The 16,086-nt window shown below is 56.5% G+C and carries 11 protein-coding genes; 9 read left to right on the forward strand and 2 right to left on the reverse strand.

Going from position 1 to position 16,086, the window contains the following annotated elements; genetic code table 11:
- The first annotated feature begins 14 nt into the window (after positions 1-14).
- The 6 genes from ttcA to ABEG21_RS02090 all read left to right on the forward strand — a co-directional run bounded on the left by ttcA (position 15) and on the right by ABEG21_RS02090 (position 8,591).
- Entirely contained in the window at positions 15-1,019 is a 1,005-nt protein-coding gene (gene ttcA, locus ABEG21_RS02065; protein WP_347556582.1) for a tRNA 2-thiocytidine(32) synthetase TtcA, read from the forward strand.
- A 375-nt stretch (positions 1,020-1,394) separates the two neighbouring features.
- Positions 1,395-3,260 (forward strand): methyl-accepting chemotaxis protein, encoded by a 1,866-nt coding sequence (locus ABEG21_RS02070; RefSeq protein WP_347555628.1) that lies wholly within the window; start codon positions 1,395-1,397, stop codon positions 3,258-3,260.
- A gap of 155 nt (positions 3,261-3,415) precedes the next feature.
- A complete protein-coding gene (locus ABEG21_RS02075; RefSeq protein ID WP_347555629.1) occupies positions 3,416-4,372 on the forward strand; it encodes a chemotaxis protein in 957 nt (318 codons plus the stop codon).
- Positions 4,373-4,556: 184 nt separating this feature from the next.
- On the forward strand, positions 4,557-5,921 hold the full coding sequence (gene glmU, locus ABEG21_RS02080; RefSeq protein ID WP_347555630.1) for a bifunctional UDP-N-acetylglucosamine diphosphorylase/glucosamine-1-phosphate N-acetyltransferase GlmU: 1,365 nt from the start codon (positions 4,557-4,559) through the stop codon (positions 5,919-5,921).
- A gap of 75 nt (positions 5,922-5,996) precedes the next feature.
- A complete protein-coding gene (gene glmS / locus ABEG21_RS02085; protein ID WP_347555631.1) occupies positions 5,997-7,823 on the forward strand; it encodes a glutamine--fructose-6-phosphate transaminase (isomerizing) in 1,827 nt (608 codons plus the stop codon).
- A gap of 339 nt (positions 7,824-8,162) precedes the next feature.
- Positions 8,163-8,591 (forward strand): putative phosphothreonine lyase domain-containg protein, encoded by a 429-nt coding sequence (locus ABEG21_RS02090; RefSeq protein WP_347555632.1) that lies wholly within the window; start codon positions 8,163-8,165, stop codon positions 8,589-8,591.
- 399 nt (positions 8,592-8,990) lie between these two features.
- Here ABEG21_RS02090 and ABEG21_RS02095 read toward each other — a convergent pair whose 3' ends face one another.
- On the reverse strand, positions 8,991-10,829 hold the full coding sequence (locus tag ABEG21_RS02095; protein ID WP_347555633.1) for a retron Ec67 family RNA-directed DNA polymerase/endonuclease: 1,839 nt from the start codon (positions 10,827-10,829) through the stop codon (positions 8,991-8,993).
- A gap of 971 nt (positions 10,830-11,800) precedes the next feature.
- Between ABEG21_RS02095 and ABEG21_RS02100 the strand changes: the two genes are divergently transcribed.
- The gene (locus ABEG21_RS02100) at positions 11,801-12,538 is read left to right on the forward strand and encodes a hypothetical protein (protein ID WP_347555634.1); all 738 of its coding nucleotides are present in this window, start codon (positions 11,801-11,803) and stop codon (positions 12,536-12,538) included.
- On the opposite strand, the gene ABEG21_RS02105 is transcribed toward ABEG21_RS02100, so the two are convergent.
- Complete coding sequence (locus ABEG21_RS02105) at positions 12,522-13,007, reverse strand: hypothetical protein (RefSeq protein ID WP_347555635.1); 486 nt, start codon at positions 13,005-13,007, stop codon at positions 12,522-12,524. The two genes, ABEG21_RS02100 and ABEG21_RS02105, sit on opposite strands and share 17 nt — an antisense overlap.
- A gap of 306 nt (positions 13,008-13,313) precedes the next feature.
- Here ABEG21_RS02105 and ABEG21_RS02110 point away from each other — a divergent pair, with 306 nt between their 5' ends.
- Together ABEG21_RS02110 and qatB are read left to right on the forward strand one after the other, a co-directional pair.
- A complete protein-coding gene (locus tag ABEG21_RS02110; protein WP_347555636.1) occupies positions 13,314-15,173 on the forward strand; it encodes a P-loop NTPase fold protein in 1,860 nt (619 codons plus the stop codon).
- The gene (qatB, locus tag ABEG21_RS02115; RefSeq protein WP_347555637.1) at positions 15,173-16,057 is read left to right on the forward strand and encodes a Qat anti-phage system associated protein QatB; all 885 of its coding nucleotides are present in this window, start codon (positions 15,173-15,175) and stop codon (positions 16,055-16,057) included. Before ABEG21_RS02110 ends, qatB begins: the two co-directional genes overlap by 1 nt.
- Positions 16,058-16,086 lie beyond the last annotated feature (29 nt).

The following is a 16,086-nucleotide window of genomic DNA, read 5'->3' on the forward strand; positions in this document are numbered from 1 at the left end:
TGCCCGAAGACGGCATGGACGCCGCGCAGCGCGCCGAACGTGCCGCCGCGCGTCGCGAAGACCGCGACGCGTACGAGAACAACAAGCTGTTCAAGCGCCTGGCACGCCAGGTTGGCCAGGCCATCGGCGACTACAACATGATCGAAGACGGCGATCGTGTGATGGTCTGCCTGTCCGGCGGCAAGGACAGTTATGCGATGCTCGACATCCTGATGCGGCTGCGCGAACGCGCGCCCATCGATTTCGAGATCATTGCCGTCAATCTCGATCAGAAGCAGCCGGGCTTTCCGGAAGACGTGTTGCCGGCCTATCTGGCGCAACGCGGCGTGCGCTTCCATATCGAAAACCAGGATACGTACAGCATCGTCAAGCGTCTGGTGCCGGAAGGCAAGACAACGTGCTCGCTGTGCTCGCGTCTGCGTCGCGGCATCCTGTACCGCGTGGCTGGGGAGCTGGGTGCGACGAAGATCGCGCTCGGCCACCATCGCGACGACATCCTGCAAACGCTCTTCCTGAACATGTTCTACGGTGGCAAGCTCAAGGGCATGCCGCCGAAGCTGCAGTCGGACGACGGTCGCAATATCGTCATTCGACCGTTGGCCTATGTAAAGGAAACGGACCTCGAGAAGTATGCGGTCTTGCGTGAATTCCCGATCATCCCGTGCAATCTCTGCGGCAGTCAGCCGAATCTGAAGCGGGCCGAGATGAAGGCATTGATCCGCGATTGGGAAAAACGCTTCCCCGGCCGCGTCGACAATATGTTCAATGCGCTCTCCAGCGTGGTGCCGTCGCATTTGATGGACCGCGATCTGTTCAATTTCGCCGGCCTGCGCGCCACCGGCCGTCCGGACCCGAACGGCGATATCGCCTTCGACGAGGATCCCTGCGGCACGGAAGCGGCCCAGCCGCTGCTGCTGAATGACGACGATGCGGACGACGCGCTGCCCGCCGCGCCGGCGTCCGGCACCAAGTTGGGTCCGCAGGAACAGATAATCCGGTTTGGCAAACGCGATGGCTAATCGATTCTGATTCGCATTCGAGGCCGGCTGGTTCCGCGGTACTCGCCAACGCGACAGGAAGCGCCCTCTATCTCATTGATAGGGGGCGCTTTTCATTTTCGGCTGCGGGGCGCGGCGAACAAACGAATGCATTGATCAGCCAGGATGCAAAGACGGGCGACATCACTCAGACACGATGCGCGGCTAGGCTGCCGCCGAAGTGTGGTGGAATAGCCTCGTTGTTAAGGCGAAAGTCGGTAGAAAGTCCTGGTTTCTTCCTGGTTTTTAGATGCGAAGGCAGTCAAAGCCTCGGCATAGCTAAATAAATATCGCGGTAGGGCTTCAGTAAGATTTTGAACAGCCGTTCACCAGATTGCATAGTCATGGAGAGCTGTCGTGAAAGCCTTGAGCAATTTGAAGATTGGCGCCCGTTTGGGTTTGGGTTTCGGCATCACGCTGCTGTTGATCGCGTTGATGGGTGTGTTGTCGTATATCCAGACGTCGCGTGTGTACCGCGGGACCGAGGACCTGGGGAAGAACTGGTTGCCGAGCATACAGGCGCTCAGTGAAGTGCAGAACACCGCGAACACCGTGCGTCGCACGCAGGTGAAGATCCTGCTGGATACCACGGATGCGGCGCGCGCGAAGGACGGCCAGACACGCCTCACGGCACTCAAAGCCTATGACGATGCGTGGGCCAGGTACACCAAGTTCGTCGCCGACGGCGAGGAAAAACAGCTGGCGGACAAGATTCAGCAGGCCTGGACGACCTATACGGCCGTCGACAAGCAGATTGCCGATCTGGTGAAGACCGGCGACGCAGGTTTGCCGCAGGCGCGCGATCTGGCGTTGACGACCGCGACGATGGCATTCGGCGCGATGGTCGATGCGATCGGAAAAGACATCGAAATGAACCGCAAGGGCGGCGACGCGGCCGTGGCTGATGCAGAGTCAGCCTATGGTGCAACGCTGACGACGTCTGTCGTGATCATCGTGCTGGCCTTCGCCTTTGGCGGCATGATCGCCTTGCTGATCACCCGTTCGATCGTCACGCCGGTTCGCGAAGCCGTCTTGGTCGCCGAAACGGTGGCACGCGGCGACTTGACGATGCGCATCGATGTGCGAGGTCGTGACGAGATGGCGCAATTGCTGGGCGCGCTGTCGAACATGAACGAAAAGCTGGCGACGATGGTCAGCCAGGTGCGCGATAGCAGCGAGAGCATTGCCACCGGCTCGTCGGAAATTGCTGCCGGCAATACGGATCTGAGCCAGCGTACGGAAGAACAAGCCGCCGCGTTGGAAGAGACCGCGGCGAGCATGGAGCAGTTGACCGCCGCCGTGCGTCAGAACGCCGAGAACGCGAAGCAGGGCAATATGCTGGCGCGTGATGCGTCGGAGATCGCCGAGCGCGGCGGCGAGGTCGTCGAGAAGGTCGTGGGCACGATGCGTGGCATCACCACCAGCTCGGAGAAGGTCGCGGAGATCATCTCGGTCATCGAAGGCATCGCCTTCCAGACCAACATCCTGGCATTGAATGCCGCGGTGGAAGCGGCGCGCGCCGGCGAGCAGGGTCGCGGCTTCGCGGTGGTGGCAGGCGAAGTACGCACCTTGGCGCAGCGCAGTGCGGCGGCGGCGAAGGAAATTACCGAGCTGATCAATCAATCGGTCGAAGGCGTGAAGGCGGGCTCGACCCTGGTCGACGAAGCGGGCGCGACGATGAAGGATGTCGTCAAGTCGGTGAAGCGCGTGACGGATCTGATGGGCGAAGTGTCGGCGGCTTCCACGGAACAGCAGACCGGTATCGAGCAGGTCAATCAAGCCGTGGCGCAGATGGACGAGGTTACGCAGCAGAACGCGGCGTTGGTCGAGGAGGCATCGGCTGCCGCGCAATCGATGGCGGCACAGTCGAGCGCGCTGAAGGCACTTGTCGGCACGTTCCGCGTCGATCGCAATGCGCAAGTGGCGGCCGCGGTGCTGTCGACCGCGCCAGTATCGACGAGCCTGCTGGCATCGGGCAGCGCGGCACGGGCAAAGGCGTCCTTGCGCGCCACGTCGGCACCGCGTGCGAAGAAGTCGCTGTCGGTATCGAAGGTCACGCGTGCCGCAAGCGCACGTGTCGAGCCTCGCACCGCGATGACATCGGGCGCACCGGCGATGGCGATGGCGGGGGCCGATACGGCCTTGCGCACGCCGATGCAAACGGCATCGCGTTCGGTGCCTGCGCCGAAGGCGGCGTCGGCAGACGAATGGGAAACCTTCTGATCGCGCTTCCCGCCGGATAGTCGGCACTGCAAGTTCGATTTCTGATTCAGCGTGCATGGCACGCGCCTGGGAAACGCCGCTGCGTCGCGTGAGACGGCGGCGCGTTTCGCCTCCGGGTGCACCAGGCGCATTTCAAGACGGCATGAGAGGGAAGCATGGATACGACGCAACAGGACATCGAGCAACGGGTCCGATTGGCCGGCAACAATATGTTCGAGCTGCTGCTGTTCAGGCTCGGAGAAGCGCCGGGTACGGCGCAGCGCGAGTTGTACGGCATCAATGTGTTCAAGGTCCGCGAGATCATGGCCATGCCGAAGCTGACCGCACTGGTGGGCGCCGGACCGGAAATGCTGGGCGTGGCCGATATTCGCGGCCAGATCATCCCGGTGATCGATCTCGCGCGCATCACCGGCTGCGAGCCGCGTAATGGCTTGAAGATCCTGTTGGTCACGGAATTTGCCCGTACCACGCAGGGCTTCGCCGTCGAGGAAGTCGACGACATCGTCCGCCTGGAATGGGGCAATGTGTTGTCGGCGGAAGCGCACTCGAAGAGCAAGACAGTCACCAGCATCGCGCGCCTGCCGGGCGATCAGAACTTGTTGGCGCAGGTGCTGGACGTCGAGCAGATCCTGCGCGACGTGATGCCGGAAGAGCGTCCGCCGATCGACCGCGAAGAGACCGGCGCCTTGTTGATCCGCAAGGGCGCCAAGGTGCTGGCCGCCGACGACTCCGCCGTTGCGCGCGGCTTGCTGGAGCAGAGCCTGACCGCGATGGGCGTGCCCTTCATCATGACGAAGACCGGGCAGGAAGCGTGGAATCTGCTGGATGCGATGAACCAGAAGGCCGTCGCCGAAGGCCGCAATATCAGCGACGATATCGCGCTGGTGCTGACCGATCTGGAAATGCCGGAGATGGACGGTTTCACGCTGACGCGCCGGATCAAGGCCGATGCCGGCTTGCAACGGATTCCGGTCGTCATTCACTCGTCGCTGTCGGGATCGGCGAACGAGGAGCACGTCCGCAAGGTTGGCGCGAACGGCTATGTCGCCAAGTTCGTCGCGGCGGAGTTGGCCGAGGCGATGCGCAATGCGATTCGCCAGTGCGCCGCATGATCGATGATTGCTTGTTGGCGGATCGGCGGCGTCCTGCTACTTGATTGATCAGCCGGCATTGCATCGACCGTTGTATGGACCGCAATGCGGTGGGTTTTCCGGGCCGATTTGCGGTCTGGCGGGCAGTTTTACCGCCAACTTCGCGTGCTAGAATGGAGCGCTCATTCTGACCGAAGGGTGCCACGTGAACATCGTGATTCTGGCCGCGGGTTCGGGTAAGCGGATGCGTTCCGCGTTGCCGAAAGTCCTGCATCCACTGGCGGGACGTCCGCTGCTGACCCACGTGATCGATACGGCGCGCACATTGCAACCGACACGGATCGTTGTCGTGGTCGGTCATGGCGGCCCCGCGGTGCGCGAAGCGGTGGCTTCGCCCGATATCGTTTTTGCCGAGCAGACCCAGCAACTGGGTACGGGGCACGCTGTAAAGCAAGCCCTCGATGCGCTCGATCCCTCCGTTCCTACGCTCGTTTTATACGGTGACGTGCCGTTGACGACCGGCGCCACGCTCCAACGTTTGATTGACGCTGCCGGGCCGCAAGGCTATGGCCTGCTGACGGTCACTTTGGACAACCCGACCGGCTATGGCCGCATCGTGCGCGACGCATCGGGTGTGGTGGCCAAGATCGTCGAGGAGAAGGACGCGGACGCGGCGACCAAGGCGATCCAGGAGGTCAATACCGGTATCGTCGTCTTGCCGACGGCCAGGCTCGCTGGATGGCTCGAAGCGCTGCGCAACGACAATGCGCAGGGCGAGTATTACCTGACCGATCTGGTCGAATCGTCGATCGCCGATGGTGTCGCCGTGCAGGCGGTGTCGTCGTCGGACGAGACCGAGACGCTGGGCGTCAATAGCCGCGCGCAACTGGCCGTGTTGGAACGGGCGTTTCAAGCGCGCATCGCCACTGCGCTGCTGGACGAAGGCGTGACGCTGGCGGATCCGGCGCGCATCGACGTGCGCGGTGTCTTGAAAACCGGCCGCGATGTGTCGATCGACGTGAACTGCGTGTTCGAAGGCAGCGTTGTCCTGGGCGACAACGTGCGCATCGGCCCGAACTGCGTCTTGCGTGATGTCGAGATTGCTGCAGGAACGCGTGTGGATGCGTTCTGCCATCTGGAAGGCGCGAAGGTGGGCGCCGGTGCCGTGATCGGACCGTATGCGCGTCTGCGTCCTGGCGCGGCCTTGGCGGACGAGGTGCATATCGGCAACTTCGTCGAAGTGAAGAACGCGACGATTGCCAAGGGCTCGAAGGCCAACCACCTGACGTATATCGGCGATGCCGACATCGGCACCGGCGTGAACATCGGTGCCGGCACGATCACCTGCAATTACGATGGCGCGAACAAGCACCGGACCATCATCGAGGACGATGTCTTCGTGGGCTCGAATGCGAGCTTGGTGGCGCCGGTGCGGTTGGGCAAGGGTGCGAGCCTGGCCGCCGGGACGACCGTGTGGAAGGATGTGCCTGCGGCGTCGTTGACGCTCAATGAGAAGACGCAGGTAGCCAAGAGCGGCTATCAGCGGCCGACAAAACAGAAGAAGGCGTAACGCCGGCCGCCTTGCGCGGCGCGAGCGACGGGCTCGCGGCCGAGGTGGATTGACGTGTGATATCGAGGACAAACCATGTGTGGGATCGTAGGCGCGGTAGCGCAGCGCAATATCGTCGATGTGCTGGTGGAAGGTCTGCGGCGGCTTGAATACCGCGGTTATGACTCCTGCGGCGTAGCGGTCGTCAAAGGCGACGCACTGACGCGTGTGCGCAGCACGGCACGCGTGGCCGAGTTGGACGCGCAGGTGCTTGCGCAGCACTTGGAAGCGGAAACGGGTATCTCGCATACGCGTTGGGCGACGCATGGCGCGCCGGTCACGCACAACGCGCATCCGATCTTCTCGCACGACACCGTCGGCGTGGTGCACAACGGCATCATCGAGAACTTCGAACCGCTGCGTCAGGACCTGATCGCGAAGGGCTATACCTTCGTGTCGCAGACCGATACCGAAGTGATCGCGCACCTGGTGCATCTGCACTACGCCGGCGATCTGTTTGCAGCGGTGCGGAAGGTCGTGAAAATGCTGCGCGGTGCCTATGCGATCGGCGTGATCCACAAGGGCGAGCCGCATCGCGTGGTGGGTGCGCGTGCCGGGTCGCCGCTGGTGGTGGGCCTGGGCGCGCCGGGTAAGCATGAGAACTTCATTGCCTCCGATGCGTTGGCATTGGCGGGCAATACGGATCGCTTCATCTTCCTGGAAGAAGGCGATGTCGTGGACGTGAAGCTGGACGGCGTGACGATCATCGATTCGCATGATCAGGTTGCCGATCGGGAAGTGCGGACGGTGGCGGCGTATGGTGGCGCGGTGGAGTTGGGGCCGTATCGTCACTTCATGCAGAAGGAAATCTTCGAACAACCGCGCGCGATCAACGACACGATCCCGGCGATCGATGGCTTTGATGCGAAGTTGTTCGGCGAAGAAGCGCCGGCGATTTTTTCCAAGATCGATCGCGTGCTGATTCTGGCGTGCGGGACGAGCTATTACGCGGGTTTGACGGCGAAGTATTGGTTGGAATCGGTTGCGAAGATTCCGGCGGATGTCGAGGTGGCGAGTGAGTATCGCTATCGTGAGTCCGTGCCGAATCCGAATGCGCTGGTGATGACGATTTCGCAATCGGGTGAAACGGCGGATACCTTGGCTGCGCTGAAGTACGCGCAGGAGCTGGGGCATCACAATACGCTGGCTATCTGTAACGTCGCCTCGAGCGCGATGGTGCGGCTGACCAAGCTGAAGTTCTTGACGCACGCAGGCACGGAGATCGGCGTTGCTTCTACCAAGGCGTTTACGACGCAATTGGTGGGGCTGTTTATTCTGGCCGCGACCTTAGGCAAGCTGCGCGGGCATGTGGATGCGGAAGCGGAAGCGAAGTATCTGAAGCAACTGCGGCACTTGCCGGCAGGGTTGAACAGCGTGCTGGCGCTTGAGCCGCAGATTATTTCCTGGGCGGAAGAGTTTTCTCGGAAAGAGAACGCGCTGTTCCTGGGGCGTGGCTTGCATTACCCGATCGCCCTGGAAGGTGCGCTGAAGCTGAAGGAGATTTCTTATATTCACGCTGAGGCTTATCCGGCTGGCGAGCTGAAGCACGGGCCATTGGCGCTGGTGACTGAAGCGATGCCAGTGGTGACCGTTGCGCCGAATGACTCGCTGCTGGAAAAGCTGAAGTCGAATATGCAAGAAGTCCGCGCGCGTGGGGGTCAGCTTTATGTGTTCGCCGACTCGGATACGCATATTGAAAGCGATGAAGGTGTTCACGTGATTCGCATGCCGGAACACTATGGGCAGTTGTCGCCTATTTTGCATACGGTGCCTTTGCAATTGCTGGCGTATCACACGGCTTGTGCGAGAGGGACGGATGTGGATAAGCCACGGAATCTGGCGAAGTCGGTGACGGTGGAGTGAGGGGAAATCCCAATTTGTTGTGTTGTTAGCCAGAAAATAGAAGCGTCCCCGGACAGCATCAAGAAGCGTCCCTCGGTGGGGTTAAATTCCCCGCTAACCCTTGTCAGATAAGGTCGGGGACACTACTCAAGGTCATGTGTCAATTCTCTAATTTTTTTGGCCCTTGACCCCTCTCTGGCGCGCAATTCGTGAGTTGATTTCCCTTAGAAGCGTCCCCCGATAGAAGGCCATGCCGTAAAGGTGTGGCCTTCTTCGTTTCTGCCTTACCTCTCTTGAATTCCCCTGGATACCGACTATCGTGAAGATGCTGTTTCACGAACCGGTAGGGTGGGAAGCGCAATGGACGGCCAGCAAGCACGCGCAGAAGAGGTGTTTAAACGCTCGGATAAGCCGTCAGAGAACATGAGCCGCCATTGGCAATATCGTAAGTCCCCGAGCTTCGACGAAGACGCGCTGTATCGAAATGCCGGCAAGTGGTGCCTCTATATTCCTCTTGCCCAGATTGACGCCACCTGGGAGCTCATATGCAACGCAATAGCCGCAGACCGTCTCTTCTGCGCGAAAGTAGCCACTGCTTTCCACGCGATGCCATACGACACCCACCTGATTTGCGTCTACACCTCGGACTGGAACGAGCAGGAAGATGTGATGCGGGCCCGGGAGGTGCTGCGAGAGTTGGGGTTCACCGACGAGCTGGGCTACAAGCGCGATGAAGATACGCGAGCTGGTAAGTATGGCAGCCCTGACGAATGGCATTTGAGAGCTTAGCGCGCTTCACCTGTTAGCTTATGTGCTTACAGTGCAGCGTAATTTGTTAGCCTCCAAGCTAACATCGACAATGCAATGTGGAAGTGGGTGCAACGTGTGCGCAAAGATGGCGACTGCTTTCCATGCGAGGCCATACAACACCCACTTGATTTGCGTCTACACCTCGGATTGGAACGACCGGGCCGATGTGATGCGAGCGAGGGAGGTGCTACATGAAGTAGGCTTCACCGAAGAACTAGGCTATAAGCGCGATGAGGATACGCGAGCTGGCAAATATGGCGGTGCCAACGAGTGGTATCTGCGTTCATAGGTTTGACCTAATAGCGCCTTCGTGGCGGTACATCGGCTCAGGATGAAGGGGGCCGCTGCCTCCTCGCGTCAGTGAAGAGGTGAATTTCTCTAGGTGCCTTTCGGTAAAGCTATTTTTACGCCGTAAGCTTCAATCGAGGACACGATGTTCTGAAGCAGTGGCTTGAATCCTGACCAATCGAGTTCGGCAGCCCGTTTTGCCACGAACTCGTAGGCGAAAGGCGCTTTGCCAACGGTCTTGCCGTGATTTTTTTTGTTTGAAAATTCGAAAGCCTTTCCGTTCAGACCTTTGGCCACATCATGTGTGGCATACAAGTCCTCAATGCTACTGTTTGCTTTTCCGTTTCGCGGAATTAAGAGCAGATACGCGTTAGCAAATAGGTGAGTGAACGGGCTATCGCGGTCAACTTTTTTTGACAGGCTACTGCCGATGGTACTGATAACCGTATCTTTTCCAGAATCGTTATCAACGACAAATAGCACGGGATTTTTTCCACGTGGAGCTTGATACTTTATGGCTTCTTCCGAATACAATCTAATTAAAGCTGACAGGTTAGGGCCCCCGCCGCTTCCGACGCCGAGTATCTCGGCTGTCGAGAAATTGGGAAGATAGCCACGGTCTTCGGTTTTGTGCTTTCGTTCGTATTTAAAGAACTGAACGGCCAGGACATCCTTTCCATCATCTTTTTTTCTCACGAGCGATGGAAACTCATTTTTACATTGGTGAATAGCCGTACTGATATGAACAATATCAGTTTTCCCCTCGCATACGATGAGCGGAACGTCGGTCGCAAAGAACCGGGTGTAAAGCAAGAACCTGCGATAGATTGCGAGATTGCGCAGTTGGGAAGGTGCAGGATAGTCTTGCTTTCCCGTCATCAATTTGTAGGGCGGCAAGTGATTGTATGGATTCGCCTCGAGCTCAGTTCTCAAGACGGTATCCACAGAATGAATGAATCCGAGCATTCCATGTAATTGCTCATGTGTGCCCGGAATCTCGACCGACTGAGTCGTTCCATCTGGGAGTACCTTGCGCTCGTGAATGACGAACGCCCCCGTGTGTATGAGCTTGAATACGTAGGCTCTTACGAGGTGACGGTATTCTGCCGGCACGTTAACCTTTTTATTCACGACCAAACCAGTTACCACTTGCCGAGAGTGCCGACTCTGCATGCGGGTTTTTTTGTCGTTGACTGAGAAGCCGCTCTTCTTAATAAGCCCACGTAGCGTGCGAGACAACGTCCATGCGCCTGGACGAGCGGCATCCTCAGAAGCTATCTTTTCTGGGAAGACTCTTTTGTTTGTTGAGAACGTGATGTCGTCTGCGTAACGCGTGTAAGTACATCCGCATTCTCTAGCGAGTCGGGCGAGATGGAAATCTAAGATGCTCGCGATAAGATTTGATATGACAGGCGAGGATGGGCTGCCTTGCACCAGTAGACCATCTTTGCACGCGATGTGAGCGATAGCGGTTGCTACCGCTGGAGTTAAAGCAAAATGCCGATTTTGTATTAAAAAACCGCGAATACGAGCCCCAGTTATCGAGGGGAAAAAATCCTGTAGGTCTATATTTAATACAAACCGTCGATTGCGATGAACCGATGCATTGGTAAGGATGCTTCGTTGCGGTCGAAATCCGTGCGACGCGTTGTTGGTAAAGTTTGTCTTATGCTCAATTTCTGTCGTGGCACGTTGCAAGACAACAGCTAACTTTCGCTGAAGTGACGCGAGTTGCTCTTCTGGTGCATGAATGATTCTGACGCCGCCGTGTTTCTTGGGTATCGAAAATTTACGATAATTCCGGGCACTGTCTCTAACATAAAGCAAGTAAGTCAGATGCTTGACGGTAATCTCAAGCGTTTCGGCAAGTCCTGCGCGCGATGCCGAGGCTTGTAGCTTTTCCAGCGCAGATAGAAGGGGCAAATTCATTCGTAAAGGGGCCTTGCCGACACTCAATAGCCCATGGAGTCCAATTTCATAGCCATCTGGCGTATTCACGGTCCCAGGTAGGCATAGCTTCTTACGTTGTTATCAAATGCCACGATTACATGGCACAAACTCTGTCAGCAAGGCCGAAAGAAAGTATACCGCGATTTGATGATTTACAAAATAAAAGGAGATTGAATTTTCAGGAGCGGCGGCCCATCCGAAAAATCTTGGTTGAAAAGCCGAATGAGTCGTGGTTGTCATGTAATTTTGAAGAGGGGAGGGCAGATGTCTTTTAAATACACGTTGTCTGCGAAAAATACGATTGACACGCTTGATGTATCCGATGCCTTCCCGCTGAGCGTAACCGGCTATCACCTCAGAAACTGTAAGGTTTACCGGGTTCCAATATTCCGTCAAGTTGATGGCGACCGAAAGTTATACCCAAACTACTCTTGGGATGGTTATGGGGTACGGTCAACGCCGATTTGTGAGGTGCTCAGCGCATGGACTAAGTCGCGGTTTCACAGTGCAGGGCATCGAATTTATGCAGGCTACCGTGAAGTATGTAAATATCCGTCATGGCACAGGTTCCACACTCAGTGTCGCGTGAGAGCCGCCAATATTATTTAAGCATGTGTTCGTCATGCCGCTTGTAGCTATGCAAGCTGTTTTTGCTTCCAAATACGCGAAGCGCAACGTGCCAGACAACAGCCGAAAGGAATTACAGCTTGAGTGCTCTTGGAATGACCCGCTCTGGGGATGTGCGAAGCGCATCCGAGTTCAAGACTTACTTTTCTGACACAGGCATATCTTCTGGGCCTTATAGGTGCCCGTTTTGTGAAATAGCACTAGAGGAGCGATGCATAGTTACCGACTGTGTGAGAGCTCCGCACTTTAAGGTTCCGTCGGGGGAGAAGCACAAACATGGATGCAACGGAGAATCGGGCGACGAGTTAGCAATCGAGCAGATATTGGAATCGAAGAAGCCGAAGAAAACTGTAATCGGTGGCGTCGAGTTGCCTCAGGCGTTGATTCTTCGTCGGCGCAAGGCATCGACCGTTCGAGAGCCTGGAGACGACGTTGTCGCAATTGATGGGAATGAGGTTATCCGAAGGCGCCGCAAACTCGCCGGAGACAAGACGTTATCGTCGCATTACACGACATCACTGCTTCGCCCCGTAGTACATGCTTACCTTCGGCTGAAGAAGCAGACGGCTGAGCGGGCGAAGGCCAAGGGACTTTCGCCGACTACACAGCCGTACAACAAGTTCTATCGTGAGCAACTGGAATCTCATCCGCTTTCGCTTTATGGCGAAAAATTGACATATGGCAATGCATTCAAAGGCTCGAAGCTTGCGCCAGCATCAAAGGAATGTATCTTCCACGGCTCAGGGTCAATGCAAATTGAATCTGAAAATATTGTTATCACTGACGACGAAAAATGGCCCGAGGCATATAAAAGTACAGTGAAGCTGCCATTAATTGTGACGATTGCGCGGCGGTTGCCGGAGGGCTCGCCGACCAGCCACGAGCGCAGCCTCCGCGATTTGGAAGAGTTGGCACAAGGAGGTGCTTCAGTTCGCTGGTGGGCCTATGGCATTCCCAAGTGGACAGAAAATAGGTTTGAGCTGTTTATTGAATCACTCGACCATATTTTCTGCGAGGACCCGCGCAGACCCCTGAAATTGGACACTATTCCAGAAAGCTGACCAGTTGGCGCACGTCATCCTCATCCGGGACGACAGGAATTGCGTTGTCCCGTCTGAGGTCCAGAACTGCAATTGGTCCGAGGCCCTCTGCTTGTAAAGTTGTCGCGATAAATCCCGTGAATGCACGGTTTGTTTCCCGGCTGACATAGGCGTGTGCATAAGATGCGAAATCGCCCTCACATGGGAGTGCGCCTGCTGTTAGTCCGTTAGATTGTTCAGGATGAGATACGTATTGAAGTTGCCAGGCTCGGTGTGAATCCGCCACTAGCTCTACACTCGCCAACTCTGTATCAAACTCGTCATCGAGTGCCTTCGTGGTTACTACGACGCGGACGATACCGAGCGGCTCAGGAACGTTCTGTTTGACGAGCTCGATTACGCGAGCTCTCGTCAGGGGAAAAGCGTTGCTCGCCGTTCGGTCGCATAGGGAGATTTGAAATGTGAGAGTGCGCATGCTGACAGATTCCATAAAGGAAATCCGTATAGCGCATTGACAAGGCGATGTCGTCTATGGATTCATGTGATAAACACCCAATTGAGTGCATTGACAGGTTAGGGCGACAGCGCGTCGGATGCTCATACGTTCATTGAATGCGATATAAACCAAGTTAAAGGTAGAAGCCGGCGCATCCAGAGATACATCAATAAAATTGAAATCTGGTATAAACAAGCAGCAACTTGATTTACGCTCATTACCAAAGCGGAAAATCCACCAATAAAACGTTTGCGCACGCTCATCCAAGTCGGAGCTGCGTCGTCGAAGGGGGCCAAACCAGTGTGGCATGACAACGAAACTACCGTCGACTATCTGAACTTCGGTATCGTGGCAGACGCGTGCGCGAAGTTGCTCCAACAGGCACGTGGCGAACCTATATCCGTCGGGATTTCTGGTGGATGGGGAGCTGGTAAGAGCTCACTGGTGAGGATGGTCGGACAACGTCTCGAAGGGCTTAACAAACCAGATGAAAACAGCTACGTTTTTGTTACATTCAATCCTTGGCTGTATCAAGATTTCGATAGCGCACGTAGTGCCCTTCTGCAGTTAGTTGGCGACAAGGTCCTGCAGGAAGCCGGGGAGCGAGAGGGGCTCCGCGATAAAGCCATAAAACTTCTCAAACGCATAAATGTGCTTCGCCTTGTACAGCTGGGTGGTGAGGCTGCCGCTACCTATTTCACAGGTGTTCCTGTCGGAATGATTGGTCGGGCCATGAAGAAATTTGGCTTGCTCGATAGTGATAATGGTGATGACGGTAAAAAGGACGAAAAGGACAAGAAGGAAGCGGACAAAAATGATGATGGTCTTCTCAAAAAGGCGGAGCCACTCTCGTTGCCAAACGAAATACATGAATTTCGTGTGGCGCTCGAAGCCTTGTTGGAAGAGCTGAAAATCACCTTGGTCGTATTTGTTGACGACCTCGACCGGTGCCTGCCAAAGACGGCCATTTCCACGCTTGAATCCATCCGGCTTTTGCTTTTTATTAAGCGCAGCGCATTCGTTATCGCAGCAGACAATGATTTTATTAAGGGAGCTGTCCGCATTCATTTTGCTGGCACGGAAATCAAGGACGAGGTAGCGACGAACTACTTCGACAAACTGATTCAGGTTCCTCTGCATGTTCCACGACTTGGTGTGAACGAAGCGAAGGCTTACATCGCCCTTCTGCTTCTGCAGAGGGCATGCCAGGATGGCGCATTCGCGGAAGACAAATTTGCAGATGCACAAGCTTCGACTTCCAAACGGCTTAGAGATGCATGGCGTGGGGATTCCGTTACGCTCGAATTTTTGGAGGGGCATGCGGCCGGCGACGAAGACATAATCGAACTGATGCGGCTCGCTGATGGGTTAGCGCCGTTGCTTACCAGGTCCGTTGCTGTCGACGGAAACCCTCGTCTAATGAAGCGGTTTCTCAACACGGTCTTCCTTCGGTCAAGTCTCGCTGAGCCGCAAGGCATCGAACTCAATCTTCAGGCTCTTGCAAAATGGCACCTCTTAGAGCGCTGCGCCCCAACCCTTGCGTCCGCACTCGCGAATCTTGTGACATCCGAGCAAGATGGACGTGTTGATAAGTTGAGGCTCGCAGAAGAAGCAAGTGCTGACGGCAAGCCTTTGGAAGAGCCATTTAGTACCAGCGACCCATTCGTATTTCAATGGCTCGGGCTCGCTCCTCCTTTGGGCGAGATTGACCTCCGCCCTCTGCTCCATCTCAGTCGCGATACAGCAACCCGAGACTTTGGTGTGGACGATTTGACAACTGCTGGGCGGGAGTTACGTGATGCGCTTGTCGAAGCTAAAACACGAGGCCAACAACTTACTGCAGCCATTACCGCGGTAGGCGAAGTGCAGGCCGGATTAGCGATGGGGCGTGCATGGGTGCTCAAAGCATCGAAGCGTACCTGGAAGAAGGCGGAGGACGTATTGATGCTCATCGAAACTTGCAAGGTGTTCCAGCAGCATTCGGTAAAGGCGAAGGAGCTGCTCCTGACTGCTCCCGTCGCGCAAATCGGTGCCGGCATTATTCCCGAACTCCAAGCGCAACCTTGGGCAAAAGACGTTCTAGATAAGTGGTCGGCAGACGGGGGACTAGACCCAAAAGTAAAACGTGCTATTGAACCCATGGATAAAGGGAAAAACTAATGGGGACCTCTACGTCGAGCAAAGGCGGCGGCCCGCGCTCACCGTTTGACCCAGAATGGCTTGATGGACCCGCCAGCGGTGGTGATGCGGGCAACGTTGGTGATGGAAACGGTGGCGAAGGCGGGGAGGGGGGAGACGGCGCCGATGACGAAAACACTGGCGATGACAACGATGGGCAGCCAAAAGGTAACGAGGCGGACGCACCGGGCGACCAGCAACCAGTCCCTCTCATTCCAGCAAGGCGCCTTGCCGGGGCACGGGCAGCTTTATCAGGAGCGTTGCGCGGAGGCGGTTCAGAACACATCAAGTCCGCTGCAAAGCGCATGGTTGGACGCGGAATGGGCGGCCCCGCACGTGCCGCACGAACTATGCGTGCCACTGCGCAGGGTGCTGGGGCTTTGGGGCAGTTTCTTACCCAAGCACGTGATGGCACAAATCCCCGTGTTGTAGACTGGGTTGCACGCGTTCGCGCAGCAAAACTGTCGGCCAATGACCTCATACTGGAAATTGTGCGCGAAGTCTTGCCGAACTCTGGCAGCGTTGATGAAGAGTCGCTTCGCAATGCAGCGACCGAAACCCTTTCACAGCTCTATGAAACGTCCCCAGATGTCGATGTTTTAGGTCTCACTGACCAACAAATAGCAGATGTTATTGGGTTCACAGTCGCATACGATATCTGCAACCGAATGGATTTACTACTCGGGCAAACTTACGAGAAGCTAAAGTACACGCCGCAACAAGTGCAGGCATGCCGTAATGATGTACGTGAGTATGTTCAAGGGCTTGTCCGGGTAGAACTCGACAAACTAGGGCCGCGGCCGGTGGATACTCATGGCTTGGCGCGCGACATCCTGTCGAAAACTTTGGAGGTATTCGGGGAATGAAAGTTCTATGCACTAGCTCGGATAGCCTC

Source organism: Robbsia sp. KACC 23696 (genome assembly GCF_039852015.1).
GTDB lineage: Bacteria > Pseudomonadota > Gammaproteobacteria > Burkholderiales > Burkholderiaceae > Robbsia.

Excerpts from the sequence above, each read along its gene's own strand:
- ABEG21_RS02105 (WP_347555635.1), bottom strand. The coding sequence starts at position 13,007 with ATGGAATCTGTCAGCATGCGCACTCTCACATTTCAAATCTCCCTATGC.
- qatB (WP_347555637.1), top strand. The coding sequence starts at position 15,173 with ATGGGGACCTCTACGTCGAGCAAAGGCGGCGGCCCGCGCTCACCGTTT.
- ABEG21_RS02095 (WP_347555633.1), bottom strand. The coding sequence starts at position 10,829 with ATGAATTTGCCCCTTCTATCTGCGCTGGAAAAGCTACAAGCCTCGGCA.
- ttcA (WP_347556582.1), top strand. The coding sequence starts at position 15 with ATGGACGCCGCGCAGCGCGCCGAACGTGCCGCCGCGCGTCGCGAAGAC.
- ABEG21_RS02090 (WP_347555632.1), top strand. The coding sequence starts at position 8,163 with ATGGACGGCCAGCAAGCACGCGCAGAAGAGGTGTTTAAACGCTCGGAT.
- ABEG21_RS02075 (WP_347555629.1), top strand. The coding sequence starts at position 3,416 with ATGGATACGACGCAACAGGACATCGAGCAACGGGTCCGATTGGCCGGC.
- glmS (WP_347555631.1), top strand. The coding sequence starts at position 5,997 with ATGTGTGGGATCGTAGGCGCGGTAGCGCAGCGCAATATCGTCGATGTG.